The 23,204-nt window shown below is 40.3% G+C and carries 32 protein-coding genes and 1 tRNA gene; 27 read left to right on the plus strand and 6 right to left on the minus strand.

The window, feature by feature from the left end:
- The first annotated feature begins 337 nt into the window (after positions 1 to 337).
- The 11 genes from JUI58_RS23795 (at position 338) to JUI58_RS23845 (ending at position 4,030) form a co-directional block, all read left to right on the plus strand.
- Entirely contained in the window at positions 338 to 628 is a 291-nt protein-coding gene (locus tag JUI58_RS23795) for an HU family DNA-binding protein (RefSeq protein WP_204106343.1), read from the plus strand.
- A gap of 212 nt (positions 629 to 840) precedes the next feature.
- A complete protein-coding gene (locus JUI58_RS23800; protein WP_204106344.1) occupies positions 841 to 1,422 on the plus strand; it encodes a hypothetical protein in 582 nt (193 codons plus the stop codon).
- 118 nt (positions 1,423 to 1,540) lie between these two features.
- Positions 1,541 to 1,613: transfer RNA gene (locus JUI58_RS23805), tRNA-Arg, on the plus strand.
- 410 nt (positions 1,614 to 2,023) lie between these two features.
- A complete protein-coding gene (locus JUI58_RS23810) occupies positions 2,024 to 2,215 on the plus strand; it encodes a hypothetical protein (protein WP_204106345.1) in 192 nt (63 codons plus the stop codon).
- Between the two features lie 77 nt (positions 2,216 to 2,292).
- Complete coding sequence (locus JUI58_RS23815) at positions 2,293 to 2,544, plus strand: hypothetical protein (RefSeq protein WP_204106346.1); 252 nt, start codon at positions 2,293 to 2,295, stop codon at positions 2,542 to 2,544.
- The gene (locus JUI58_RS23820) at positions 2,537 to 2,788 is read left to right on the plus strand and encodes a type II toxin-antitoxin system RelE/ParE family toxin (RefSeq protein ID WP_204106347.1); all 252 of its coding nucleotides are present in this window, start codon (positions 2,537 to 2,539) and stop codon (positions 2,786 to 2,788) included. The genes JUI58_RS23815 and JUI58_RS23820 overlap by 8 nt, the downstream gene beginning before the upstream one ends.
- Positions 2,789 to 2,923: 135 nt before the next feature.
- Entirely contained in the window at positions 2,924 to 3,169 is a 246-nt protein-coding gene (locus JUI58_RS23825) for a type II toxin-antitoxin system HicB family antitoxin (RefSeq protein ID WP_204106348.1), read from the plus strand.
- Positions 3,170 to 3,171: 2 nt separating this feature from the next.
- On the plus strand, positions 3,172 to 3,387 hold the full coding sequence (locus JUI58_RS23830) for a type II toxin-antitoxin system HicA family toxin (RefSeq protein ID WP_204106349.1): 216 nt from the start codon (positions 3,172 to 3,174) through the stop codon (positions 3,385 to 3,387).
- Positions 3,380 to 3,574 (plus strand): hypothetical protein, encoded by a 195-nt coding sequence (locus JUI58_RS23835; protein WP_204106350.1) that lies wholly within the window; start codon positions 3,380 to 3,382, stop codon positions 3,572 to 3,574. The genes JUI58_RS23830 and JUI58_RS23835 overlap by 8 nt, the downstream gene beginning before the upstream one ends.
- Positions 3,564 to 3,752: a hypothetical protein gene (locus tag JUI58_RS23840; protein ID WP_204106351.1), complete on the plus strand. Its 189-nt coding sequence runs from the start codon at positions 3,564 to 3,566 to the stop codon at positions 3,750 to 3,752. The genes JUI58_RS23835 and JUI58_RS23840 overlap by 11 nt, the downstream gene beginning before the upstream one ends.
- A 14-nt stretch (positions 3,753 to 3,766) precedes the next feature.
- Complete coding sequence (locus tag JUI58_RS23845; RefSeq protein WP_204106352.1) at positions 3,767 to 4,030, plus strand: type II toxin-antitoxin system RelE/ParE family toxin; 264 nt, start codon at positions 3,767 to 3,769, stop codon at positions 4,028 to 4,030.
- Positions 4,031 to 4,119: 89 nt separating this feature from the next.
- Here the strand turns inward: JUI58_RS23845 and JUI58_RS23850 are convergent, their stop codons facing one another.
- Together JUI58_RS23850 and JUI58_RS23855 are read right to left on the minus strand one after the other, a co-directional pair.
- On the minus strand, positions 4,120 to 4,344 hold the full coding sequence (locus tag JUI58_RS23850) for a hypothetical protein (RefSeq protein ID WP_204106353.1): 225 nt from the start codon (positions 4,342 to 4,344) through the stop codon (positions 4,120 to 4,122).
- Positions 4,345 to 4,348: 4 nt separating this feature from the next.
- Positions 4,349 to 4,636 (minus strand): type II toxin-antitoxin system HigB family toxin, encoded by a 288-nt coding sequence (locus JUI58_RS23855; protein ID WP_204106354.1) that lies wholly within the window; start codon positions 4,634 to 4,636, stop codon positions 4,349 to 4,351.
- Between the two features lie 19 nt (positions 4,637 to 4,655).
- Between JUI58_RS23855 and JUI58_RS23860 the strand changes: the two genes are divergently transcribed.
- Genes JUI58_RS23860 through JUI58_RS23870 form a run of 3 tightly spaced genes read left to right on the plus strand, consistent with a single transcriptional unit; the run spans position 4,656 to position 5,829 of the window.
- Complete coding sequence (locus JUI58_RS23860) at positions 4,656 to 4,796, plus strand: hypothetical protein (RefSeq protein WP_204106355.1); 141 nt, start codon at positions 4,656 to 4,658, stop codon at positions 4,794 to 4,796.
- 20 nt (positions 4,797 to 4,816) lie between these two features.
- The gene (locus JUI58_RS23865) at positions 4,817 to 5,089 is read left to right on the plus strand and encodes a hypothetical protein (RefSeq protein WP_204106356.1); all 273 of its coding nucleotides are present in this window, start codon (positions 4,817 to 4,819) and stop codon (positions 5,087 to 5,089) included.
- A gap of 8 nt (positions 5,090 to 5,097) precedes the next feature.
- Positions 5,098 to 5,829 (plus strand): transposase family protein, encoded by a 732-nt coding sequence (locus tag JUI58_RS23870; RefSeq protein ID WP_204106357.1) that lies wholly within the window; start codon positions 5,098 to 5,100, stop codon positions 5,827 to 5,829.
- A gap of 121 nt (positions 5,830 to 5,950) precedes the next feature.
- On the opposite strand, the gene JUI58_RS23875 is transcribed toward JUI58_RS23870, so the two are convergent.
- The 4 genes from JUI58_RS23875 to JUI58_RS23890 all read right to left on the minus strand — a co-directional run bounded on the left by JUI58_RS23875 (position 5,951) and on the right by JUI58_RS23890 (position 13,897).
- Positions 5,951 to 8,527 carry a S8 family peptidase gene (locus JUI58_RS23875; RefSeq protein ID WP_204106358.1) on the minus strand — a complete coding sequence of 859 codons (2,577 nt, stop codon included), beginning with the start codon at positions 8,525 to 8,527 and terminating at the stop codon, positions 5,951 to 5,953.
- An 18-nt stretch (positions 8,528 to 8,545) separates the two neighbouring features.
- Positions 8,546 to 9,553 (minus strand): ATP-binding protein, encoded by a 1,008-nt coding sequence (locus JUI58_RS23880; RefSeq protein ID WP_204106359.1) that lies wholly within the window; start codon positions 9,551 to 9,553, stop codon positions 8,546 to 8,548.
- A 184-nt stretch (positions 9,554 to 9,737) separates the two neighbouring features.
- Positions 9,738 to 13,745, minus strand: coding sequence for a magnesium chelatase subunit H (locus tag JUI58_RS23885; protein WP_204106360.1), 4,008 nt, complete (start codon positions 13,743 to 13,745; stop codon positions 9,738 to 9,740).
- Positions 13,746 to 13,759: 14 nt separating this feature from the next.
- The gene (locus JUI58_RS23890; protein ID WP_204106361.1) at positions 13,760 to 13,897 is read right to left on the minus strand and encodes a hypothetical protein; all 138 of its coding nucleotides are present in this window, start codon (positions 13,895 to 13,897) and stop codon (positions 13,760 to 13,762) included.
- A 391-nt stretch (positions 13,898 to 14,288) separates the two neighbouring features.
- Here JUI58_RS23890 and JUI58_RS23895 point away from each other — a divergent pair, with 391 nt between their 5' ends.
- The 13 genes from JUI58_RS23895 to JUI58_RS23955 all read left to right on the plus strand — a co-directional run bounded on the left by JUI58_RS23895 (position 14,289) and on the right by JUI58_RS23955 (position 23,195).
- Entirely contained in the window at positions 14,289 to 15,431 is a 1,143-nt protein-coding gene (locus tag JUI58_RS23895; protein ID WP_204106362.1) for an ISAs1 family transposase, read from the plus strand.
- A 215-nt stretch (positions 15,432 to 15,646) separates the two neighbouring features.
- Positions 15,647 to 16,078, plus strand: a complete 432-nt coding sequence (locus JUI58_RS23900) for a hypothetical protein (RefSeq protein ID WP_204106363.1) — start codon at positions 15,647 to 15,649, stop codon at positions 16,076 to 16,078.
- Between the two features lie 28 nt (positions 16,079 to 16,106).
- Positions 16,107 to 16,505, plus strand: a complete 399-nt coding sequence (locus tag JUI58_RS23905; protein WP_204106364.1) for a hypothetical protein — start codon at positions 16,107 to 16,109, stop codon at positions 16,503 to 16,505.
- Between the two features lie 86 nt (positions 16,506 to 16,591).
- Complete coding sequence (locus JUI58_RS23910; protein WP_204106365.1) at positions 16,592 to 16,936, plus strand: DUF433 domain-containing protein; 345 nt, start codon at positions 16,592 to 16,594, stop codon at positions 16,934 to 16,936.
- Positions 16,917 to 17,078, plus strand: a complete 162-nt coding sequence (locus JUI58_RS23915) for a DUF5615 family PIN-like protein (protein ID WP_204106366.1) — start codon at positions 16,917 to 16,919, stop codon at positions 17,076 to 17,078. The genes JUI58_RS23910 and JUI58_RS23915 overlap by 20 nt, the downstream gene beginning before the upstream one ends.
- A gap of 15 nt (positions 17,079 to 17,093) precedes the next feature.
- Entirely contained in the window at positions 17,094 to 17,591 is a 498-nt protein-coding gene (locus JUI58_RS23920; protein ID WP_204106367.1) for a type II toxin-antitoxin system antitoxin SocA domain-containing protein, read from the plus strand.
- Positions 17,592 to 17,721: 130 nt separating this feature from the next.
- Positions 17,722 to 17,970, plus strand: coding sequence for a hypothetical protein (locus JUI58_RS23925; protein WP_204106368.1), 249 nt, complete (start codon positions 17,722 to 17,724; stop codon positions 17,968 to 17,970).
- 166 nt (positions 17,971 to 18,136) lie between these two features.
- Positions 18,137 to 18,394, plus strand: a complete 258-nt coding sequence (locus tag JUI58_RS23930) for a hypothetical protein (protein ID WP_204106369.1) — start codon at positions 18,137 to 18,139, stop codon at positions 18,392 to 18,394.
- A complete protein-coding gene (locus JUI58_RS23935; RefSeq protein ID WP_204106370.1) occupies positions 18,391 to 18,744 on the plus strand; it encodes a type II toxin-antitoxin system PemK/MazF family toxin in 354 nt (117 codons plus the stop codon). The genes JUI58_RS23930 and JUI58_RS23935 overlap by 4 nt, the downstream gene beginning before the upstream one ends.
- 369 nt (positions 18,745 to 19,113) lie before the next feature.
- A complete protein-coding gene (locus JUI58_RS23940; protein WP_204106371.1) occupies positions 19,114 to 20,322 on the plus strand; it encodes a hypothetical protein in 1,209 nt (402 codons plus the stop codon).
- Positions 20,323 to 21,378: a thiamine phosphate synthase gene (locus JUI58_RS23945; protein WP_204106372.1), complete on the plus strand. Its 1,056-nt coding sequence runs from the start codon at positions 20,323 to 20,325 to the stop codon at positions 21,376 to 21,378.
- Positions 21,375 to 21,593 carry a sulfur carrier protein ThiS gene (thiS, locus tag JUI58_RS23950; RefSeq protein ID WP_204106373.1) on the plus strand — a complete coding sequence of 73 codons (219 nt, stop codon included), beginning with the start codon at positions 21,375 to 21,377 and terminating at the stop codon, positions 21,591 to 21,593. The genes JUI58_RS23945 and thiS overlap by 4 nt, the downstream gene beginning before the upstream one ends.
- A 6-nt stretch (positions 21,594 to 21,599) precedes the next feature.
- Positions 21,600 to 23,195, plus strand: coding sequence for a glycosyltransferase family 39 protein (locus JUI58_RS23955; RefSeq protein ID WP_204106374.1), 1,596 nt, complete (start codon positions 21,600 to 21,602; stop codon positions 23,193 to 23,195).
- The last annotated feature ends 9 nt before the right edge of the window (positions 23,196 to 23,204 follow it).

Genomic DNA, 23,204 nt, shown 5'->3' on the forward strand with positions numbered 1-23,204 from the left:
CCTGGAAAGAGAATTTTATCCCAGAAAAATTTCTCAAGGAAAAAATTTACCTAATCCTTGCTTTGTACTTCAATGTCCGGGATCTCGAAGAAATTCACCCATTGACGGAATGCCCTCAATCGACCTTACAACAATACTTTCAAGCCTTGAGACAAGGATGGGAACAAGCCGATATAACCCTTATTTCGGCAAACCCTTCATAGCCAAAGTTCTCTGTCAATGGCACGCGATCGCAAAAAAAAACCAAAATTTATCTCAAATCTCCTACTGATAACGCTTTCGTCCTATACAATAGGCTACTAGTCCAGATTGGCAAACAATTTAGCGATCGATCACTATGAACAAAGAACAATTAGTCAACAAAATCTCAGACAAAACAACACACACTAAAAAAGAGACGGACAAAATACTGACAGCAACAGTTCAAACCATTATGGAAACTGTTGCGGAGGGCGAAAAAGTGACGCTGGTTGGATTTGGGACATTTGAAGGTAGAGACAGAAAAGAACGCACAGGACGCAATCCTCAAACCGGTGCTGAAATTCTGATCCCTGCTACTACGGTTCCAGCATTCAGCCCCGGAAAGCTCTTTAAGGAAAAAGTTGCCGGCAAAACACCAGAAGCCTAATATTACCTCCTTTTTCATTCCTGAAAGGTAGATAAACCCGCGATCGCATTTTCCCTCCCCACAGATTGTCAGTAGTTTGTCCCAAGCGATCGCGGGCTTCATTTTTGCCTTAATATCCATAAATTCAGTAACGACTGCGGAACATCATCCCAGGAGTGTGTAGATACCTCCATAATCCATCAGGTGCTAGTAACAACGACAGGAGGAAGATTATGAGCGATCGCAATTCCAACAAGCTCAATCGTGACGAAAGTATTGCCGAAATGCAGGCTGAATTACTCGAGGCTATTTTATCTGAGGAGGCCATTTTTCCTTGGAATCCTGCGGACCCTGAAACAGAGAATTATTTAAGTAATATCGAAGGCGTTTTCAATTTAACTGATTGGTCCGAATCAGAAGATATTGTGCCGCGATCGCAAGATTTGTTTGCTCAACTGGCTCTCTGTTGGGAAAAATTCCCTCCTCGGTCTCTTGATTCATCTTTGCAGGAAAAGTTTGGCGATCGCGTTCCGACAGATTGGCTCGAGGCTATTTCTGCAAGGGTGCAAGAATTGACTGAAGCGGGTTTATCTCCTATCGATCGCTTGGTTGAATGCGTTAAGCCCCTTTTGTCTGATTGGGCGATTGAAGATTTACAAGTGTTTGCACGTCCCTTTGCCTATGCTATGCGCGGGAAGGGGTTTGAGGAATCAGAGGTGAAGCAATGGGAAGAACTTTCCGAAGTAGAGCGAGCGCGTTATGCGTTAAAAGTGGCTCATTATGCGTTAGAGCGAACCGATCGCGATCTCGCCTAAATTCAAGTCAAGTTTTTGGGGTGCAGATATCCATGCGCCTTAAACAACCTGCGCCGCTAAATAGCGGCGCATTTTTGCTCAATTTGCTCAATTTTATGTTATGGTGGAAAACGTATTAGGGCGCGTAGCTCAGTGGATAGAGCACCAGATTCCGGTTCTGGGTGTCGGGAGTTCGACTCTCTCCGCGCTCGTAAGAATAAAATTCTTATAGAACAACCTTTTGAACGCTCCCCAACCAAATCAAAGATTATGGGTAGGGACTGCGCTCGACATTTTGTTCAAGACTTACTCAATGCCATTCTTTTATTAACTTACTCATTCCTTACTCATTTCTAACAGAAAACAATAAAGAGTAAACCGAACAATTCTCTCAGAAAGGCGATCGCATCTCTCCAAAACCCTCTCAACTAAACGCGATCTCATTTACATTACAAAAATTATCTCATCAAACGCGATCGCGCTTTCAATTTCTTTCTGTGTTACGATCGAGATGGTGTCAAGGCAAAACTTGAGGATTTATGTTTTTAAGGTACTGCGAAGCTGCATTAAAGCAAACTCAATATAAACAATTAGAAGATGAGTCTTGGTTTGCTGAGATCGAGTGCGTCTTTCTTCTCCTCAAGAAAATCGCTTGCGCGAACTCTGCGATCGCCAGCAGAATGAAAGTATCACATCAGAAGAAGATTGCGAATTAAAAGGATTAATGCAAATCTATGAGGAAAAACTTGTTCAACAAGCACAAGCACTGAATGAAGCGGTTAAACGCAGTTTGATTCCTCCTTTAGAAGCATAGAGATAATGGCAATGCGATCGCCTCCGATAATTTCGCGATATAATGAAAATGGTAAATTTGCACAGAAATATTGTTGTATGACAACTTATACTGAGGTACTCCATCAAGTTCAAACTCTTTCTCTTATCGAGCAAATTCGGCTATTTGAAGAATTGAAGGCGATCGTACCAACTCCTGTGGAAGTGGAAGGAACAGATGAGGTTATTTCTCCAGAAGAAATTGCAATTAGCGATGCAGCTTGGCAAGATTATATTAGTGGACGCGATCGCGGTATTTCTTCAAAAGAATTAAAACGTAAACTTTTTGGAGAGAACAAGAACGGTGCTTGATTATGTTTTACTTAAGTCAGCAGAACGCTATTTATCGCGAATGCAACCTGATGACCAAGTTCGTATTATAAATGCGTTGGATACTTTATTAGAAAATCCTGCTTTACTAGATATTAAATCTCTCAAAGGTCGTGCTGAATCTCGATTGCGTGTAGGAAAATATCGCGTTTTATTTACAGAAGATTTAGAGAATCAAGTCTATCTTATCACCGCAATCGGTTCGCGTGGAGATGTTTATAAATAAAGGAGATCGCATTCTCAAAAATTTTCTCAGCAAATGCGATCGCACTTCCCAAACTTCTCTCATCAAATGCGATCGCATTTTCAATTCCTTTCTGTGTTAGCATTGAGATGTCGTCAAGGCAAAATTTGAGGGTTTATGTTTTTAAGGTACTGTGAAGCTGCATTAAAGCAAACTCAATATAAACAATTAGAAGATAAGTCTTGGTTTGCTGAGATTGAGGGATTTGAGGGAGTATGGGGAAATGGCGATACTGTAGAAGAATGTCGCACGGATTTGTTAGAGGTTTTGGAAGAATGGATACTTTTAAAGTTAAGAGATGGAGATATTCTACCGATTGTCGATGGAGTAGAATTGAAAATTATTGAGGAGGTAGAAGTTTAAAAATGCCTTCTGTTATTGCTCGCAAAGAGTTAATTCGTAAATTTAGAGCATTAGGTTATACAGGACCCTATTCCGGAGGAAAGCATCAGTTTATGACAAAAGGCGAACTAAAAATTCGCATCCCTAATCCTCACAAAAGCAAAGATATTTCGGTGGGTTTAGTTAAGGAAATTTTAAGACAGGCTGGAATTAGTAATGATGAATGGGATAATGTTTGAATCAGCGATCGCACTTCCTCATCTCCCCCCAGTAAATGCGATCGCACTTCCCAAAACCTTCTCATCAGAAACGCGATCGCACTTCCCAAAACTCTCTCAACAAAGGCGATCGCACTTCCTCAAAATTTCTTTATCTGGTAAAATGACAGCAGGAACTTCCATTGGAGACAAAAGCCGTGCAAGTTAAAGACATGACCGTAGAACAATTACAAGATTTAATTCGGCATACAGTAGAACAGTGTCTAGAAGAGTATTTTGGCGATCCTGATGAAGATTTAAACGTTCGTGATGAAGTAAAACAACAACTTTTAGAATCATTAAAACAGACAAACAATCAACAGTCTAATCATTCTTCAGTTGCTTAGGAAAGTATGGTAAAATGAGCTATTCAGTGGAATTAACCGATAACGCCGTACAAGATCGAGAAAAATTGAGTCAGGTTATAGCAGAACGCATCGATCGCAAAATCAATTGGTTGGCTGAAAATTTTAAACAAATTACACCGCAAGCATTAACGGCAAATTTGGCAGGTTTATTTAAGCTAAGAATGGGAGACTATCGAGTAATTTATTCCTTTAATGCTGAGTTGAAACTGATTACCGTTCACAAAATTGGTCATCGTCGAGAAATTTATGATATTTGAATAGGCGATCACACTCCTCAAAATTCTCTCAGCAAACGCGATCGCACTTCCTACAAAATCTCCTCAGCAAAGGCGATCGCAAATTTCAATTAAACTAATTCAGGAACATATTTTGTTTCATAATTTTCAATAAGAATACCTAGAATTTCCATTAATGATGCTAAAGGATGGGATTCATTTTCACCTACTTCATCGATTAAGCGATCGAGTAATGTGACAAGACTTTCGTATTCTTCCTCTGTATGAGGGACAAAAATACGATCGCTAAGAGTTAACCAAGCATCAATTGTTGTTTGTATTTCTAAACTTTGCATCGTTTTATTCCTTCCAATTATCTTTGTCGTATTCAGCATGGGTTAAAATTGCTCGAATATAGACCTTTTTACGATTATAGTGAATCGCAGCAATTAATCGAGCTTTGTTTCCTCCAATATTAAAAACAGTCAATTTTCCAACGCGATCGGCAGAAGGGAAGAAAGTACGTAATTCTTCAAGAGAAGCAAAGTTATTTTGCTTCACAATTTTATACCATTGTATGAGAGAGGGTTGTGTTTCGGGGTGTATTTCAGCAAACTCATTGAGTCTTTTTCTGGTGATGATGTGCATTCTGCTACACAATTAACAGTTGATTTATCACGAATTTTATCATCACGATCGCACCTCCCCAAAAATCCTCTCAGCAAAGGCGATCGCACTTCTCCAAGATACTCTCAGCAAAGGCGATCGCATCTCTCAAAGCCTGAAAATCGTTATAAAATTAATCTGAGTAAAAACGAAAAATTTCCCGTGACTGAAGAACAACAAGACCCAGAATTTGAAAATTGGGCGAAGAAATGTAAATTAGGCAGTCTCAATTCTCTTACAAATTCTCAACTTTACCAACACCGAACGCTGACAGTGCAAGATTATATTAGTCGCTTTCGACGTGGTAAAATAAGAGGAGTGCTTCCTGAAGCAGCCAAACTCATGACTGTGGAAGAAGCACTAAAACAAAAGATTGTTGATGGTGTCAACATCCGCAAACTTATGCTAGATAATCGTGATAAATTTCGCAAGTGAGGTTTGAGATGGTAGTAATTGCTACTCAAAAAGATAGTTTGACGACAAAGCTGCGCCAAACTTTGACAGAAAATATTTCCGAAATACAAGAAACCGATCGCGCTGAACTTTCTCTGTGTAACTTGTCTTTTCAAAGTAAAGTTTATCCTGAAAGACATATTTGGATTGAGACGGATTGTAATGAAATAGCAATCGATCTCGAAAATTGGCAAGATGAAAATGAGTGGGATAATGCGATCGCTCGGGTTAGAGTTGATTCTTTAGAAGATGCTATTGAGCTTGTCAAAGATTGGATTATACAACCAGAACTCAACCATTATTATAATCTTAACAAGAGGTATGAGAAAGTTTGGAATATTCGCCATTTTCGTAGTCAAATAGCCAAAGCTATAGAAAACAACGATCTAGAAGTGCAAAGAATATTAGGTTTAACAAATGACCAGTTTTCCAACTTACTTGTTCAAGCGGAACAACAGAAAAAGGAGAATAGACAAATAATATTAACTCCCACAGAACAGTTAATATTAACCTTATTCTATTCTCATTATACTCTAAGTTTTAAAACGCTAGGGCTTTTGTTTGGTGTCAGTGGCTCAACGGCTCGAAAATGGTACAAATACTGGATTGATTTCTTAGAGAAACAAATTCAATCGAGTTCGCAAGAGATAAAAAAAACAGGTGAAGAGTGGATTAGAGAGGTTTTAGAACCGATCTATCAAAAAGAATTAAAAACGGCATAAGAGTAGTCTAAATTTTCCTCGCTGATTTCCCAGTATCCACAAAATCCTCTCAGCAAAGGCGATCGCACTTCCCAAAATCTCTCTCAGTAAACGCGATCGCAAGTTTGCTGAATGAATAAAGCTAAATTTCTATTTCTGTTTCTAACTCGATCTGAACGTTAGATATTTCTGTATAAATTGGGATTTTATTATTGAGTGATTCAAAACTCACGACTAAATGATAGGGAACTGAAGCAAAAGGATCGTTATTCCATCCTTCGTGTCCAATTACAGCAATACAAAATGAGTCTCTCAAATTATAAGATTTAACAATTGCCCAATCTTTTTGTAAAGTTCCATTACTTCTCGATACAGTTTTAAGTGTTTTATGATGTTTTTGTTTGCCTAGAGTCCATGTAAATAAACCTTCTCCTTTTTCTACTTCACTAGAAGATTGATAACCTTTTAAAATTCTTTCTTTAAATGATTCTGGATTTTCTCCTTGTTTGCTACATTCCCAATCTAACCAAGTAGAAAGATATCTTCTTTTATTTCGTCTTGTCCTGCGAGGTTGGGCTTTATATGAAAGTGTAATTTCTACTAGAAATTCTATCTCATCTCCAGTCGATAGTAAACTTTCTGGAAGTTTAACTTGATAGATTTTAACTTGTTTTGCTCGAATGACATTGTTTCCTGTAGTTATCAGCGTGACTCTATGATTGGAGTTAGCGATCGCTCGATTAAGATCGGGAATACCATAACCAATTTGACGAATAATATTTTCTTTTTCTTCGTTCCTTTGATTAATTGTCCATTCTGGCCATCGTGCTGATTGCACGATTAAAGCACGATAAAGCAAACAATTTTCATCAGGAAATTCTGCCGCAAGCTGAGCAGCAATATGAGTTACTTTTGGAGCAGCAAATGATGTTCCAAAATCATCTGCTGCAACAGGAGGTGCAGCATTTTGATTTAAAGTAGAACGAACTAATTGAGGAGTCTTCGGAGAACATTTGATAGTCATTGGATTATTATGATCTCGAACTAAATCTCCTCCATACTCAACTACTTCAGGTTTAATTGTATCCCAAATTCCTAACCCAGAACAGGAAAACGCAGAAGGATGTTCTTTTGCTCCAATAGACACCCATGAACTGTCATTGTAGAAATTGTGATTTACAGATCCAACAGTCAATGCTTGGAAACTTTGGGCTGGATTGGCAATTCTACAAGAATTTTCTAGCAAATAATTTGGATATGAACGATTTGCTTCTAAATGTGCTTTGATAGATAGTCTTGATGGCAATCGATGATTATTTAAAGGAATATTTCCGGCAGCTACAATAAATAAAATATCTTTCTCCCATGTTAGTTTATCTATGGTTTCTGCCCATGTACTCATGTTTTTTGTCCAGCAAGGTACATCTCCAGTAATTGAATGATTAAAAAGTCTAGTATTAGTTTGATTATTGTAGATATTTACAATTTCTTCTAAAAGAAGAGGTGGATAGAGGCGATCGGATAATCTACAATTGTTGTCTAAAATTCGAGCATTTTGAATCCAAAAAACTGCATTATATTTTCCTTGTTTGGGGATATTTCTTGGATAAAGCATTGCTCCTGCTACTCTTGTTCCATGACCACCATTGCCAACCAAATCAGCCGTTAAATTATCTGTAACCCACGATCTTGACTGAGTAGAATCGATAGCATTAGCTAAGATAGGATGATGCTCTTGAATTCCGCTATCTATAACACAAACTTTAGGTGCATTAGCATTTGGTGACTCTAGTTCAAAAAAGATATCATCTCCATTTTCAAGTTGCGCATTAGTTTCAACTTGAATAATATCTGGTTCGGTAACTTCAAAAATATAGGGAAAATTAGAAACTAAATCTTTGAGTCCTTGTCCTGAAATTTGAATGCGACACGAAAAACTATCTGGTGCTTGAGAAAATTTTGGAGTTTTACCGTCAATAAAGCTACTCAAAAATTCACCATTGTAGTGCTGAATAAATTGAGCTAACTTTTCTTGTCTATCGGATGCTAAATCATCCCACTCTTCATAGGTTTTACTTTGTTTTGCAGTCCAGCGAATAATCGCATCTCTATATTGTTCGGAACTTTGAGATTCTCTTTTTTTCGGATAATCACTCAATTTTGCTTTAGTACCGAGACAGGAAATCCCAACATCAACTATATATATTTGCGGATCTCTAATTTTATCCCAATTTTCTAATAGAGTTGGAGATAAAATAAATTCTAGTCTTTGATGAGGTTGACTAATATCCAAAATTTTAGCAATAACTCCTCCTCCTCTTTCCTCTTGGAAAAACTTCTCTATTTTATTTTGTAACTCGCTAAGTTCTACATCTCCAGAAGCACCAATAATATAGCCATCCTCTAATTCAGCGATAATTTCTATATCTGAACTTCTGAGATTATCTAAATCAAATGTATCAGGATCGATTTTTAAAATTAATGGTACAGCGTTTGGTAATTCAGGTTTATTTTCCCCTTCTCGTTGTTCTTGAGTAGTTTGCCAGTCATCAACAACTGATAACACTAAATCTCTAATTTTGGTGCCATGTCCTTGACGATCGCCCAAATTTCTTGCTGTTTGTGTATTCTTTTTTCCTCCACCTCTAGAACGATCAAGTGTTCCTTCAGTAGCCAAGTTTAATGCAATATGAGGAAAATGTTTCGGATTGTTGCTCATTTAATCTCCAATCAATAATTAATTCAAAACGGACTTGATTTCTTGAATTGCTAATAAAAGATGCTCTTGAATGACCAATCCTTCTCGTTCCAGAATCGCAAGTTTAGCAGCATCTTCAGCAATTCTTACCGCTTGAGCAGCAGAAAAATCTTTCATTTGTTGAATAATTGTATCCCAGTCAATTGTTCCTACTTCTACAGTAGAGAGAGTTTGTTTGATTATAAATAATAACTCTTGTTCACCGGGTTTTGGTACTTCAATGAGATCGTCAAATCGTCTCCAAAGAGCAGTATCTAAAGACTGATTGAGATTAGTTGCTGCAACCAAAAGACTTGATGATGCTTCATACTCATCTAAAATTTGTAGAAAAGTATTAACAACTCGTTTGATTTCTCCAACTTCTTGACGATCTTCTCGAGACTTAGCAATAGAATCGCATTCATCAAAAAACAGCAAACACGGTTCTGATGAAGCTCTTTCAAACACTAATCTTAAATTATGAGCAGTTTCCCCCAAGAATGAAGAAACAATTGCATCAAAACGTACTTTGAGCAAAGGTAGTCCCGTATTCCACGCTAAACGTTCTGCACCTAACGTCTTTCCACATCCCGGAGAACCATACAACAAAATTCTTTGTCTATAGCGCAATCCGTAATGGGCTAGACGATCTCTAGCAGCATACTCGCGTTCGATGCGCTGAAAACGCCTCTCAATAGAATCGGACAATACCATATGATGTCTGAGTTTATCCCTTGATATATATGTTACCAGAGGGATGTTAGATCTGGGACTGGTTGGCAGTTCGCTGAGAGTACCAAAACTCTCTGATGATTTCGGGGATGACTCAGAAGATGCAGGAGATTCTTTATTTTTATTTCTTTTTTGGATATTCTCTAATTGTTGTGCTAGAAGGGTATGACCTTTTTTTCGTTCCTCTTCAATGACCAGATACGAGAGTTTGTCGATCGCCCCGGTGTCAGAAGCAGCGATCGCTCTAAATAATCTTTTGAGAAGCTCGGCTTTCATAATAATGCCCCTCAATCCTGTATTAGGAGTATAAAAGATGGACTAATGAGAATTTGTAACAAAGTGTTATAATACTATTATACTGTAATATTGATTTTTAAGTCTACAAAGCTCAGACAAAATGTAGAGGTGTCGATCGCACCTCTACATTAACCTAGTCTAGAAGATTTCTGGGATTGATAGATTACTCAATCCCCTCAATCCGATCTTCCACCTCCTGATACAACTCCCGCAAGCGGTCTAAATTCTCCTCACTGGTCTCCCAGTAGCCGCGGCCATTGACCTCCAAGAGAGTCCCAACCATCTTGCGGAAAGAATTGGGATTCAAATTCATCAACCGCTTGCACATTTCTGGGTCATCGATGAAGGTCGTATTGACATCCTCGTAAACCCAATTATCCACCGCGTCCGCCGTCGCCGACCATCCCATCGTATTCACCAGACGCTTAGATAACTCCCGTACCCCCTCATAACCGTGACTCAGCATCCCCTCATACCATTTTGGGTTTAGCATCTTGGTACGTGCATCTAAACGCACGGTTTCCGAGAGGGTGCGTACCTGTGCGTTAGCCGTCGTGGTGTCGGCGATGTATGCAGCCGGTTTTTTGCCATCTGTGCGAAGACTGGAGACGATTTTTGTCGGGTCGGAGTCGAAATAGTGAGATACGTCGGTTAAACTGATCTCAGAAGAATCGAGGTTTTGGAAGGTGACATCGGCGGTTTTTAAGGATGACTCGAAAATGTCCCGCTTTTCGTCCATAATACCGGGATTGTCGGAGTTGAAGGCGAAGGATTTACGATTCAGGTACATATCCTGTAGTTCCTTTTCTTCCTCCCAACTACTATTTTCCACCGCAAGGTTAATATTGGAGGAATAAGACCCAGAAGCATTGGAGAAAATCCGCGTTGCTGCATCCCGAAGACCGATCCCCATTTCCTGCGCTTGTTCTAGGGCGTGTTTGCGAACATAATTCATCTCTAGGGGTTCCTCTGCTTCGGCGGCCATTTTCACGGCTTGATCTAAAAGCGCCATTTGGTTGATGAAAAGGTCGCGGAAGACTCCGGAACAGTTGACCACTACATCAATGCGAGGACGACCCAATTCTTCTAAGGAAATGAGTTCTAATTTATTCATGCGTCCCAAGGAGTCGGGGACGGGTTTAACTCCTACCATCCAAAGAATTTGGGCGAGGGACTCCCCATAAGTCTTAATATTATCTGTTCCCCAGAGAACACAGGCGATGGTGTCGGGATATTGTCCCCCATTGTCCCGTTTTTGCCGTTCTAAGAGGCGATCCACGACGATTTTAGCGGATTTGACGGCGGCGAGGGTGGGGATGGATTGAGGGTCAAGGGCGTGGATGTTCTTTCCGGTGGGTAAAACGTCGGGGTTGCGGATGGGATCGCCTCCGGGTCCGGGAAGGAGGTATTCGCCTTCTAATGCCTTGAGGAGTCCTCCTAGTTCGTTATCGGCGCAAATCTGTTCTAAACAGTATTCGAGATAGGTAAACAGGGGTTTTAAATCCTCGGCGCTAACGTTAGGATAGCCGGATGCTTGCAAGGAATCGATCCAGGGGGATTTTTTGCCTAGGTTGAAGATGTTTAATTTGGAGATAAGATCGACTCGTCCTTCTTCGTTGATTTGTTCTGTAACTAAGGATGCGACGGCTTCTCGGGTTGCGAGGGTGATATCTTGTAGGAGTTCTACGTCTTTGAGGATGCCCCGATCGCTATTCCGGTAAATTTCCTCCATATCTCGTTGGATACTTTCGGCGATGATGCGAGGGAGACTCTTCATTCCCTCTTCTGCACGATCTAAACTGGAAATATTCACTAAAGTGGCGATCGCCTCTTCTGCAGAAGGTGGTTTTCCCACAACGTGCAACCCACAGGGTAACAAGCGGGACTCAATTTCCATCAACTTGCGATAGATTAATCCCACTAAGTTATCCCGTTCTTCAATTGCCTCTTCTTGTTGCAATCGTGCCTTTAAGTTATCCGCATCTTGCAATTCAACCACATCATTATCAAAGTTGAGAATGATACTTTGATCGACAATGGTTAAAGCAATTTGAATGCCGCGGCCGCTTTCCTTTAAACCCTGATAAGATCCGATCAGTTCGCTGAGTTCCTTTAAGCCTTTGTACAGTCCGGCGTTTTCTGCGGGGGGAGTGAGGTAGGAAATCGTTGCAGCATAACTGCGACGCTTGGCGATCGTGGCTTCGCTGGGATTATTGGCTGCATAGTAGTAGAGGTTGGGGATAGACCCGATTAAACTATCGGGATAGCATTCCCCGGACATTCCCATCTGTTTCCCTGGCATAAATTCTAAGGAACCGTGGGTGCCAAAGTGCAGGACGGCATCCGCTTGCCAAATTTGCTCTAAATAGGTGTAATATGCTGCAAAACCGTGATGGGGAGAAGCCGATCGCGAAAACAGCAAGCGCATGGGATCTCCTTCATAACCAAAGGTGGGTTGTACGCCAATAAAGACATTACCAAACTCTTTACCGTAGATGAGGAGGTTTTGGCCGTCGGTGTTCAAATGTCCTGGAGGGGGACCCCAATTCTCCTGCAAACGCTCATAATAGGGGGTGAGGCGTTCGTATTCCATCACCGACATCCGATGGGCGATATTTAATTCTGGACTGGCATACTGTGCTTGTGCGTCGTGGATGACGGCTTCCATTAATGCCATCGGTGTATCGGGAAGGTCTTGGATGTCGTAACCGTTGCGCTTTAAGGCTTCCATCACTTCATAAATGGAGCCAAAAACATCTAAATAAGCGGCGGTGCCTACATTACCCTTATCGGGTGGGAAACTAAAGACGGTGATCGCCACCTTTTTATTCATTTTCGGCTTTTTGCGAAGATTTGCCCATTTCAGCGCCCGTTGCGCGATCGCCTCGATGCGATCCTGCAAGGCGATCGCGCGTCCCGTCGTCCCATCTCGTCCCGACACAATAATAGGTTCGATCGCCCCATCTAATTCAGGAATCGCAATTTGTAGTGCCACTTGAATCGGGTGTAATCCCAGTTCGCTTTCTTCCCATTCTTCCGTAGTTTGAAATACCAACGGTAATGCCACCATATAGGGACGGTTGAGGCGTTTTAATGATTCTATCGCTTTGGGGTGATCTTGGCGAGCAGGACCGCCTACAAGGGCAAATCCGGTTAAAGAGACCACCACATCAACATAGGTTGTCGGTTCAATTCCCTTAACCCGTTTATCCCAGAATAGTTCATCGACGGGTTTCGAGAAGTCCAAACCTCCGGCAAAAACAGGTAAAACCCGCGCCCCCATTACCTCCAGTTCTTGTACAAGTGCCACATAATGGGCATCATCTCCGGTTACGAGGTGAGTCCGTTGCAGGACAATGCCGACGCAAGGTGCAAGGGGGTCTCGTAAGTCCTCAGAAATATCATCCCGTTGGTTAAACCAGTGCCAATATTCCTGTACATCCTCAAACATTTTCGGTGCGAGGGGATGCCAGATTCCCATATCGGGATAAACTACGGGATCGTTATATTTTGCTCCTTCAACCTGTCCTGGAAATACATATTTATCGGCCAGCATCAGCAGGAAATTTTCCAAATTATCCGCCGATCCTCCCAACCAGTATTGGAAACTTAACATGAAGTGCCGTGCGTCCTGCGCCCGATCCATTGGCATATATTTCAGAACTTTCGGCAAGGTTCGCAGTAGCTTTAACATACTATCTTGGAAAGAAGACCCCGATTGTTCCTTGCGTTTCCGCATGAATTGGGCGATCGCGCTTTTACTCTGTCCCAAATTCTCCATCGAGAAACTGCCCATTTTATTGAGGCGCATCACTTGGGGCATAGAAGGGAAAACCACTGCTACATCTAGATTATCGCGATGAGGCTTCACTGCTTCCACCACTTTATCGGCTAAATCTTCAATAAAAATTAGAGAAGCGATAAATATGTTCGCCTCCGCCACAGACCGTTTAAAATCTTCATAATTGTCGCGATCGCGCAGTTCTTCGATCAGATAACCGCTAACCTCGATCGCCATGTTAGGATTATGTTCATTAATCGACTTCACTGCCGCCGAAAGGGTGCTTTGGTACTGTGGCTCTAAGACGACATAGACCACCTTTAACAAAGAACGATCTCTTAAATCCTTTGGTGTAATGCGGCGAATGGTGGACTTGACGTTAGTGAACATATAGGTATTCTCCTTTAAAACATTAGCACTTGGCTATCAGCTTTTGGTTTGAGTCTGGAAGTTAGCGTTAGCCGAATAACAAACAACCAACCAAAAACTGTATCTAGAGAAATTTTGCCTTGATTTGAGACAATGCGATCGGGAATTTTCATTATTTTTTACAATTTGTTGTACTTTGGGGAGAGTGATCGCTTTTATTTTCTGTAATAAAATGAGATATAAATAATATTGACTAATCAGATAAATTGTGTATTTGAAGAAAAATCTATAATTAAAATTTCCTAATTTTTTCTTCCAAAGTTGATTATGTGATATAATGCAATATCTAAGTTTTATCAACTTGTGTACCTATGAAAATTAAACGATTATTGATTCACCTACCCTTAGTCGGTTTCATGACTTTAGGTAATGTGATGATAGCAGGGTAAACGCATCTAAAATTGTAGCGCAGGAGACAGACAAAAAAGCAAAGATAGAGTTGGAGAAATTATCTTGTCAAAGAGGTAAAAAAAAGATAATATGGCAAAAAATTGAGTCAAAAAAATGGCAATAGAAGAAAAAATCCGAGGAAGTTTTCAGAAAAATTTTGCTCATGTTCAAGATCCAAGAAATGAGCAAAGAACAAGTCATTTATTAATTGATATAATTGCTATAGCCTTGCTAGCTGTTATTAGCGGAGCAGAAGGATGGGGCGCTATAGAAACTTATGGAAAAGCGAAAGAAGAATGGTTAAAAAAGTTTCTTGATTTGCCTAATGGGATTCCCTCACATGATACTTTTAGTCGGGTCTTTGCGAGATTATCACCTCAAGAATTTGAACAAGGATTTCAGAATTGGCTAGAAAATATTGTGGAACAAATAGATATCAATATTATCGCAATTGATGGTAAAATGTTGCGGCAATCTTATGATAGAAATCAACAGCAAAAATCTTTGATTCTGGTCAGTGCTTGGTGTCAAGAACATCGTTTAGTTTTAGGACAAGAAAAAGTCGATTCAAAATCTAACGAAATTACAGCCATTCCTCAACTACTCAATCAATTAGATATTGCCGGATGTACGATAACAATAGATGCAATGGGGACTCAAAAAGAGATCGCTTCCCAAATTTGCCAAAAAGGAGGAGATTATATTTTAGCATTAAAAGCCAATCAAAAAAATCTTTATAAAGCTGTTTATGAAAGTTTTGAAAAAGCAAAAGAAGTAAATTCTATTGATCTAGAAAATCGCCATTTCACCCAAGTTGAGAAAAGCCATAATCGGATTGAAAAAAGAACAATAGAAGTCTTACCTGCTTCTGTCATCTCATCTAAAGAAAGTTCAAAATGGCAAAATTTAGCAACAATTATTCGAGTTGAAAGAGAAAGAAAACTCTGGAATAAAACCAGTCACGAAATTTGTTTTTATATTAGCAGTTTAGAAGTTGATGCTCAAGAATTTGCGACAAAAATTCGTTCTCATTGGGGCATTGAAAATACGTTACATTGGACTCTTGATGTGACATTCTCTGAAGATAAAAGTCGAATTCGACGTGACCATGCTGCTGAAAATTTTGCCATTTTACGACGTTTAGCCGTGAACTTAATTAATCAAGAAAAGACGTTGAAAAGTTCAACAAAAATGAAGCGTTATCGAGCCGCTTTAGATAACAATTATTTACTCAAAATACTTTCAACTTCTTCTTGATTTTTTTTCAGGGTTAATTCTAAGGATTATTTTTGATTTTTGAGCCAATTCTTGAGAATCAAAACAGATTTTTTTGACTCTAATTCAGATCGTTACATAGAGATTAAATCTCGACGGCGCGATCGCCTTGATTTCTTTGGCAACTTTGGCTTTTTTATACAGTCAAATGTATTACTTTTTCTGTTTTTGATTAAAATCGTATTAGTTTTCCGATAATGTTTTTGTTTGCTGTTACAATTTATACTAAATTAGATGCGTTTACCCTGGTGATGATAGGCTCTGTCCTGAATTTATCGAATGCTCAGACCTTAATTAACGCAAATCCAGACGAAACTTGGCGATCGCTACAAATGATGATTGCCAACTACCTAGTAAAAGATTATAGAGAGAATGGAGTAGATTGGATTAATGATGCAAAAATTAAGGTCGGTCCCATTATGACCAGTGGGGATTGGCTATTAGCAAGTTGGTTTATTGAGCATGATGATCATCCTCATGGAGTTGCAGGACAAGTATTGCTTAAACAAGAAGGAGATCGCTGGCTTTTAAAAGGTGAAGGTAACTACATCCAAGATGTAAATCTCCTGATGGAATATGGTGTTCCTCGTAGTGAAGCAGAAGCACTTGCAGACGGTCCAGATATTTGATGCTATGTCACGACACAATCTCTGGAAAATGCTAACTTCAAATCGCTACCTAGAATTACTCAAAACCTTTCCACCTCGTCCCATAACCTCCGAGGAAGAATTAATGGAAACACAAAAGCGAGTCGATCGCTTACTCGATTCTAAAGAATTAACACGAGATGAAAAAGACTATCTCAACGTTTTGGGAACATTAATTTATGAATACGAGCAAAAACAAGAGATCATTCCCGATATTTATGGTGTAGAACTTCTTAAATCTTTGATGGAAGAAATGGGAGTATCAAAACCCGATCTTGTCCCTATTTTTAAAACAGAAGCGATCGCATCTGATATTCTCAATGAAAAACAACCACTAACGCTGCAACATATAGAAAAACTCGCTCATTTTTTTCATGTGTCTCCCTCTGTTTTTCTGCCAAATCGATAAATTTTGCCGATCGCCTTTGGTAAAATAGCAGAGTAAGATAGAAGCGATCGCGTCCCCAGTTTAGTTTTCCTTTGACAACAAAATCGATGAACCCAGAGTTAGTCAAATCTTTAGTACAAGTTATTCAATCCCTCCCCTCAGATGATTATGCTTACCTCCAAGAAGAATTCATCCTGAAAAACATAAAAAAAACAGAAGGAGTCTGTGGAGGAAAAGCCAGAATTCGCAACAGTCGCATTCCGGTTTGGACGATTATTTCCTTTCAAAATCAAGGAGCAACTGATGAGGAACTTTTACGCAATTTTCCAATTTTAACTCCTTTCGATCTCTTAGCCGTTCGAGGGTATTACCAAACCCATCAGAGTGAGATCGATCGCGAGATCGCTGCTAATGCAGAGGAGGAGGATTCTGATGAGTCAATTTTACTCTGATGAAAATCTGCCTATCGATCTAGTCCAAGAACTTCGCGAATTAGGTTATGATATTCTCACATTCTATGAAGCAAAATCAACCTCGATCCCAGCAAAAAATTTTTATTGTGCGAGAATATCAACGGTAGTCATCAAAACTTGATAAGAGTATAGAAAAATGATAGACAAAAATAAAAATTTAACCTGTTTTGATGTTGCCGATTATTTTATATGGTTAGCAAACGAAACAGGCTCTTTTCTCAGTAATTTAAAGCTCCAAAAGTTGGTCTACTATGCTCAATCATGGCATCTAGCCTTACATGAAAAACCGCTTTTTGATGATGATTTTGAGGCATGGATTCATGGACCAGTCATTCCAGAATTATATAAAAAATATCAAAGATTTCAATGGTATCCTATTAAAGAAGCAGTTACACCGAAATTGCCTTCAGATGTTGTAGCTTTTTTACAGGAAGTGGCCGATGAATATTTTGCTTGTGATGGTTATGAATTAGAAAAGATGACACATATAGAAAAACCTTGGAAGATGGCTAGAGGTTGTTTACTTCTTGATGAACCCTCTCATACTATCATTAGAAAAGATTGGATAAAGGAGTATTACGCTAGTCGTGTCCAAGAACAAGAAGAAAATCAACAAGAAGTATCAAGCATCTAACAATAGATTTAAAAACGAACTAGAGCCACCAAAAAGTATCAGTTTTTCTTTTAAATACTGGCAATCTAACCACGCAAAATTTTCTGTGAGAGATTGCGAAACGACTTACTTTTTAACTCTTTTGGACAGATTGAAAGACTTTTCAAGTTGGACAGTACAAGAATTATTAAGAAATAGGAGCAGTTCAATTCGCTGTCACCCAATAGAATGGAGTGATACCACTGAAGATGGTTTTGGGTTTTCTAATGAGGAACAGTTGGTGGACACTCCCTACCAACTATCGATTTCTACCTCTGGACATGGCAGAATACACGGTTTTTTTATTGGCGATATTTTCTATATTGTTTGGCTCGATCCAAAACATCTTTTGTATAGTTGAAAATGAGCAGAGATCGTGTTAAATTGTAAAGAGTGTAAAGATGCTTTGAGATCGCATAGTTTTTCTTGGAGCGATCGCCTTTGGTAAAATAGCAGAGTAAGATAGAAGCGATGCGACTCCGCGATCGCGCATAGTAAAATAGAGATCCACGCTTGAGGAAAAACCAATGACGCAAACAGTTAGCAGAGAAACTATCATCCTAGAACGTCTGCAAAGTTTAACACCTCAACAACAACAATCGGTTTTAGATTTTATTGAGTTTTTACAGTTTAAGGAACGCGATCGCAAAACTGCTGAAATCGACGCAACGTTGCTCGAAATGGTGAAAGATCCAGAATATCAAGCAGAGGTTTTACAACTTGAAACTGAGTTTGCTGAGGCGAGTTGGGAAGCATTAAAAGAGGTTGAGGAGTTAACAGAATGAACCGGGGAGAAATCTATGATGCGCGTTTGAATCCTGTAGAAGGATCGGAACAAGGAGGAACTCGACCCGTTATTTTAGTTAGTCGTGATGTTATTAATGCCAACAGTCCCGTTATTTTAGCTGTTCCTTGTACGACTTATAAAGAAGGTAAGCGAGTTTTCCCAACCCAAGTTTTAATTCATGCTCCCGAAGGAGGCTTAACTAGCAATTCTATTGCAATGGCAGACCAAGTACGAGTATTAGCAAAAACACGATTATTTCATTTTCGAGGAAGGCTATCGGAAGAAAAAATCAAACAGTTAAATCAAGCCTTGTTAATTGCTTTAGATTTATTGGATTTGGGGTCTTAAAAGATTCTTTAAAAAAAATGCTAACGTCCGATCGCTACCTAGAATTACTCAAAACCTGATCTTGTCCCAATTTTTGAGACAGACGCGATCGCTTCTGATATTTTCAATGAAAAACAACCACTAACGCTGCAACATATAGAAAAACTCGCTCATTTTTTTCATGTGTCTCCCTCTGTTTTTCTGCCAAATTGATAAATTTTGCCGATCGATCGCGCGATCGCCTCTAATGCAGAGGAGGATTCTGATGAGTCAATTTTACTCTTAAGATAGAAGCGATCGCCAATCAGTGATACAGGAGCATTAGTTGCAGTTTTAGATAAAAGCGATCGCTATCATAATGGAATCATAAAGAGTTTAGGCAAGCAAGCAATGACACGAGATCGAGTTTTATGGCGGCGCGTGGGCGGGATTACGGCAGTGCAAGGAGCGATTACCCTAACATGGGTTATTTATGCTTTATATTTGCCGCAATTATTGGAACAATTGGGTTTTGCGAAGGAATTTGCCCTTGTTCTTTTAACGATCGAACACGCTTTGGAAGCGATTATTGAACCTATTTCTGGGGGTCTGTCCGATCGCTTTCAACGGTTTATGGGGACGCGGTTTCCTTTTATTGCGGGAGGGGTGATTCTCGCATCGGCTTTCTTTATTGGCATTCCCGCGATCGCCATTTTCGGGGAGTCCTCGGCGATAGTAAAATCCATTTTTCCTTTTGTGGTAGTCGCTTGGGCTTCGGCCATGGCAGTTTTTCGCAGTCCCGCCGTGGTATTACTGGGAAAAACTGCCCCTCCTCTGGAATTACCCCTCGCAGCAAGTTGTTTGACTCTCATTCAGCAATTGGTGGGGGCGTTAAGATTTACAGCTTATGGCTTTATTTTGGGGCTGGGTCCGGCGTTTGCTTTTACAATCGGCTCTGTAGCACTATTAGGGGGGGCTGCTTGTTTACGTTTTGTTACTCCGCCAGATCTGCCTCAACCTGTAGAAAGTCCGGCGAATGCGGAGATTTCTGCGGATGAGAAAATTACGTTACCGACGGTATTTTTGATTGTGGGGACTGGTGTGGGAATTGCTTGGGGACTGCGCTTTTTATTCGCCACTTTGGGACCAGTTTATGGCAGTTTCTTGGCGGAGAATGCGGGCTGGGGTATGACAGGATTTAGCCTAGGAATGGCTATATTAGCACTTCCCGCCGGAAAATTAGCGGTTAAATTGGGCAATAGTCGGGGGATGTTAGTGGGAATTGGCGGCGCGATCGCCATGTTGGGAATAGTAACTTTTATTCCCAGTGGTTTCGTGGTGGCGATCGCTTCGGTTTTACTGGCATTTTGCTTCAGTCTCGTCCTCAATGGCATGGTACCCTATGTCTTAGGATTAGTCTCGTCGAGGCGATCGGGGTTGGGCGTTGGCTTCTTTTTCGGGGGATTTAGTGCAGCCATGAGCTTTTTTGACGGTATATTCGTTGCTGTGAAGGGCATTCCCGCAACCGGAATACGTGGCGCGATCGCGTTGGCATTTGCTGGTACATTAATTGCATTGAGTTTGAGAATTTCTAAGGTCGTTGAAGGAAAAATCAGTTAAATGGGCGAGCAAAACAAAGATGATTTGTGGCAAATGCAGGTCGTCTATCGGATTTTAGATGCCAATCTAGACAGGGCGCGAGAGGGATTAAGAATTATTGAGGAATGGTGTCGCTTTGGCTTAAGCGATCGCCAACTGACCCGAGAGTGCAAGGAAATGCGCCAAGAAATCGCCACTTGGCACACTACCGATATTCGCTTGGCGCGAGATACTCTCGGAGATCCTGGCACCGATCTATCCCATCCCCAAGAGGAAGCCAGAAGCAATATTAAACAAGTCCTACAAGCCAATTTATGCCGCGTCCAAGAAGCATTGCGGGTGTTGGAGGAGTACGCAAAATTGGAACGTCCAGAAATGGCGGCGGCGGCGAAACAGGTTCGTTATCGCACTTATGTTCTGGAAAGTCAGCTTTTTGGTGCGAGTCGCTATCAACTTTTAGAGGAGTCGTTGCTTTATTTGGTTACTTCTCCTTCTCAAGAATTATTTGCGGTGGTGGAAGCGGCGCTGCAAGGGGGTTTGACTCTGGTGCAGTATCGCGATAAAAGTGCTGATGATACGGTAAGACTGGCACAAGCGCAAAAATTATGCGATCTCTGTCATCGTTATCGGGCGCTATTTATTGTCAACGATCGCGTCGATATTGCCTTAGCGGTAGAGGCGGATGGAGTCCATTTAGGACAGCAGGATGTCCCAATTGAACTGGCACGACAATTGTTGGGATCTCATCGCCTTATCGGTCGTTCTACCACAAATCGAGGCGAAATGGATAAGGCGATCGCGGAGGGTGCCGACTATATTGGCGCGGGTCCGGTGTACGAAACCCCAACTAAACCGGGGAAAGCGGCGGCGGGTTTTGAATATCTGCGTTATGTGGCGGCTAATTGTCCGATTCCTTGGTTCGCGATCGGCGGGATTAACGAACAGAATATTAGTGAAGTTATTGAAGGAGGTGTAAAAAGAGTCGCGATTGTCCGGGCGATTATGCAAGCGGAACAACCTACTTTAACAACACAATATTTCCTCACCCAGCTTAAAACGATGAGTAGTTATCAATGAACCCAAAACAAACCATTATTTTACAAGTGAATGGCGAGTCTTTAGACTGTCCAGAAAATAGCATTTTACCGCAAGTTCTCGAACAAATTGGACTCAATCCTCGTTTGGTTGCGGTTGAGTATAATGGGGAGATTCTGCATCGACAATATTGGCAAAGTACGAAAATGCAAGCCGGCGATCGCCTCGAAATTGTCACTATTGTCGGAGGTGGATAAGAAAGAATGAAATCAGCAATAAAAGCAGTAAAAAGCCCCACAAAATTACATTGGTTTTTCATTACTGTATTAATATTGGGCATCTTTTTCCGCTTCTACAATTTAGACGGCCAGGTTTATTGGCATGATGAAGCCTTAACATCATCAAGAATTGCTGGTTATACTAAAAAGGAAATCAGATCGGCAGTTTTTACGGGGGAAATAATTCGCGTCCAAGATTTACAAAAATATCAAAATTCGAGTCCAGAGAAAAACTTTTGGGATACCATAAAAGTGCTGGCGACAGACGCGAATGAACATCCACCGCTTTATTATGGTTTACTGAGACTTTGGGCGAATATTTTTGGCTTTTCTATTACTGCAATTCGCTGCTTTTCTGTAATCATCAGCCTCTTAATTTTTCCTTGTTTATATTGGTTGTGTTGGGAATTATTTCGATCGGAGTTAATTGGCTGGATGGCGATCGCGATCGCGTCACTTTCTCCCTATTTTGTAATCTATGCCCGAGAAGCAAGGGAATATAGCCTCTGGACAGTTTTAACTTTACTGGTTAGCATTCTATTATTACGGGCAATTCGCTACACTCGTAACGATGCAAAACCCCAAGAAAATCTCAAAAATTGGGGAGGATATGCGATCGCCTTAACCCTAGGATTTTATACCTTTCCTTTATCGGGAATTATGGCGATCGGACAAGGACTATATCTTATTATTATTGAAAAATTTCGCTGGACGCGATCGGTATTGTTTTATATTACTGCATTGATCTTTTCTCTACTAGCATTTTCTCCTTGGTTGACGGTTATGATTATAAATTCGTCAAAAGGTACAAGTTGGACTGCTTTTCCTCTTCCTTTTTCGATCTGGCTGAAATTATGGGCAATGCACTTCAGTCATGGTTTTATTTTTATCGCGGACGAGTTTGGTTTTAATACTCTAGTAAATTATAGTACATTACCTTTACTTTTATTACTGATTTTCTCTGCTTTCTATTTCCTCTGTCGCCATACTCCTCGGCAAATTTGGCTGTTTATTCTGATCCTAACTTTAACTTTACCCTTATTTCTTGTCCTCCCCGACCTCATCTTAGGAGGACAGAGATCGACCTCCAGCCGCTATCTAGTTCCCATGTATTTAGGAATACAAATTGCGATCGCCTATTTACTCGCCACACCAACCCATAAGCCTCGCTTGCAGAAAAGTATAACATTATTAATTCTTACCTTGGGCTTGATTTCCTGCTTATTTTATGTTAATTCAGAAACATCATGGAACAAAGTAGTTAGTTTTCATAATCCCAAAATCGTGCAGGCGATCGCGCAAAGTAAAAATCCTTTATTAATTACCGTCTCCTTTGGTATTAATTCAGGAAACATCCTAGCATTGAGTCATGCCCTCGACCCTAATCTCAATCTGCTATTAATTAATAATAGTGGCGATCGCTTCGATTGGGAGATAATACCCGATCTTCCTTCTGAGTTTAGCGATCTCTATTTTTTAAATACCTCAGATCGATTTCTCCAAACCCTTGAAAGCGAGTACAATTTAGAAACAAAGTTAATTTATCACGATAATCATCTCTGGCTTTGGAAAAGTACATAAATTTTAATA

This window comes from Spirulina sp. CCY15215 (genome assembly GCF_016888125.1).
Lineage (GTDB): Bacteria > Cyanobacteriota > Cyanobacteriia > Cyanobacteriales > Spirulinaceae > CCY15215.

What these genes read in the sequence shown, in the direction of transcription:
- JUI58_RS23830 (WP_204106349.1), top strand. Translation starts at nt 3,172, where the DNA reads ATGCCTTCTGTTATTGCTCGCAAAGAGTTAATTCGTAAATTTAGAGCA.
- JUI58_RS23895 (WP_204106362.1), top strand. Translation starts at nt 14,289, where the DNA reads ATGGCAATAGAAGAAAAAATCCGAGGAAGTTTTCAGAAAAATTTTGCT.
- JUI58_RS23855 (WP_204106354.1), bottom strand. Translation starts at nt 4,636, where the DNA reads ATGCACATCATCACCAGAAAAAGACTCAATGAGTTTGCTGAAATACAC.
- JUI58_RS23880 (WP_204106359.1), bottom strand. Translation starts at nt 9,553, where the DNA reads ATGAAAGCCGAGCTTCTCAAAAGATTATTTAGAGCGATCGCTGCTTCT.
- JUI58_RS23795 (WP_204106343.1), top strand. Translation starts at nt 338, where the DNA reads ATGAACAAAGAACAATTAGTCAACAAAATCTCAGACAAAACAACACAC.
- JUI58_RS23935 (WP_204106370.1), top strand. Translation starts at nt 18,391, where the DNA reads ATGAACCGGGGAGAAATCTATGATGCGCGTTTGAATCCTGTAGAAGGA.
- JUI58_RS23940 (WP_204106371.1), top strand. Translation starts at nt 19,114, where the DNA reads ATGACACGAGATCGAGTTTTATGGCGGCGCGTGGGCGGGATTACGGCA.
- JUI58_RS23945 (WP_204106372.1), top strand. Translation starts at nt 20,323, where the DNA reads ATGGGCGAGCAAAACAAAGATGATTTGTGGCAAATGCAGGTCGTCTAT.
- JUI58_RS23800 (WP_204106344.1), top strand. Translation starts at nt 841, where the DNA reads ATGAGCGATCGCAATTCCAACAAGCTCAATCGTGACGAAAGTATTGCC.
- JUI58_RS23875 (WP_204106358.1), bottom strand. Translation starts at nt 8,527, where the DNA reads ATGAGCAACAATCCGAAACATTTTCCTCATATTGCATTAAACTTGGCT.
- JUI58_RS23845 (WP_204106352.1), top strand. Translation starts at nt 3,767, where the DNA reads ATGAGCTATTCAGTGGAATTAACCGATAACGCCGTACAAGATCGAGAA.
- JUI58_RS23850 (WP_204106353.1), bottom strand. Translation starts at nt 4,344, where the DNA reads ATGCAAAGTTTAGAAATACAAACAACAATTGATGCTTGGTTAACTCTT.
- JUI58_RS23890 (WP_204106361.1), bottom strand. Translation starts at nt 13,897, where the DNA reads ATGAAAATTCCCGATCGCATTGTCTCAAATCAAGGCAAAATTTCTCTA.
- JUI58_RS23815 (WP_204106346.1), top strand. Translation starts at nt 2,293, where the DNA reads ATGACAACTTATACTGAGGTACTCCATCAAGTTCAAACTCTTTCTCTT.
- JUI58_RS23930 (WP_204106369.1), top strand. Translation starts at nt 18,137, where the DNA reads ATGACGCAAACAGTTAGCAGAGAAACTATCATCCTAGAACGTCTGCAA.
- JUI58_RS23920 (WP_204106367.1), top strand. Translation starts at nt 17,094, where the DNA reads ATGATAGACAAAAATAAAAATTTAACCTGTTTTGATGTTGCCGATTAT.
- thiS (WP_204106373.1), top strand. Translation starts at nt 21,375, where the DNA reads ATGAACCCAAAACAAACCATTATTTTACAAGTGAATGGCGAGTCTTTA.
- JUI58_RS23905 (WP_204106364.1), top strand. Translation starts at nt 16,107, where the DNA reads ATGCTAACTTCAAATCGCTACCTAGAATTACTCAAAACCTTTCCACCT.
- JUI58_RS23955 (WP_204106374.1), top strand. Translation starts at nt 21,600, where the DNA reads ATGAAATCAGCAATAAAAGCAGTAAAAAGCCCCACAAAATTACATTGG.
- JUI58_RS23870 (WP_204106357.1), top strand. Translation starts at nt 5,098, where the DNA reads ATGGTAGTAATTGCTACTCAAAAAGATAGTTTGACGACAAAGCTGCGC.
- JUI58_RS23885 (WP_204106360.1), bottom strand. Translation starts at nt 13,745, where the DNA reads ATGTTCACTAACGTCAAGTCCACCATTCGCCGCATTACACCAAAGGAT.
- JUI58_RS23900 (WP_204106363.1), top strand. Translation starts at nt 15,647, where the DNA reads ATGTTTTTGTTTGCTGTTACAATTTATACTAAATTAGATGCGTTTACC.
- JUI58_RS23835 (WP_204106350.1), top strand. Translation starts at nt 3,380, where the DNA reads ATGTTTGAATCAGCGATCGCACTTCCTCATCTCCCCCCAGTAAATGCG.
- JUI58_RS23825 (WP_204106348.1), top strand. Translation starts at nt 2,924, where the DNA reads ATGTTTTTAAGGTACTGTGAAGCTGCATTAAAGCAAACTCAATATAAA.
- JUI58_RS23915 (WP_204106366.1), top strand. Translation starts at nt 16,917, where the DNA reads ATGAGTCAATTTTACTCTGATGAAAATCTGCCTATCGATCTAGTCCAA.
- JUI58_RS23910 (WP_204106365.1), top strand. Translation starts at nt 16,592, where the DNA reads ATGAACCCAGAGTTAGTCAAATCTTTAGTACAAGTTATTCAATCCCTC.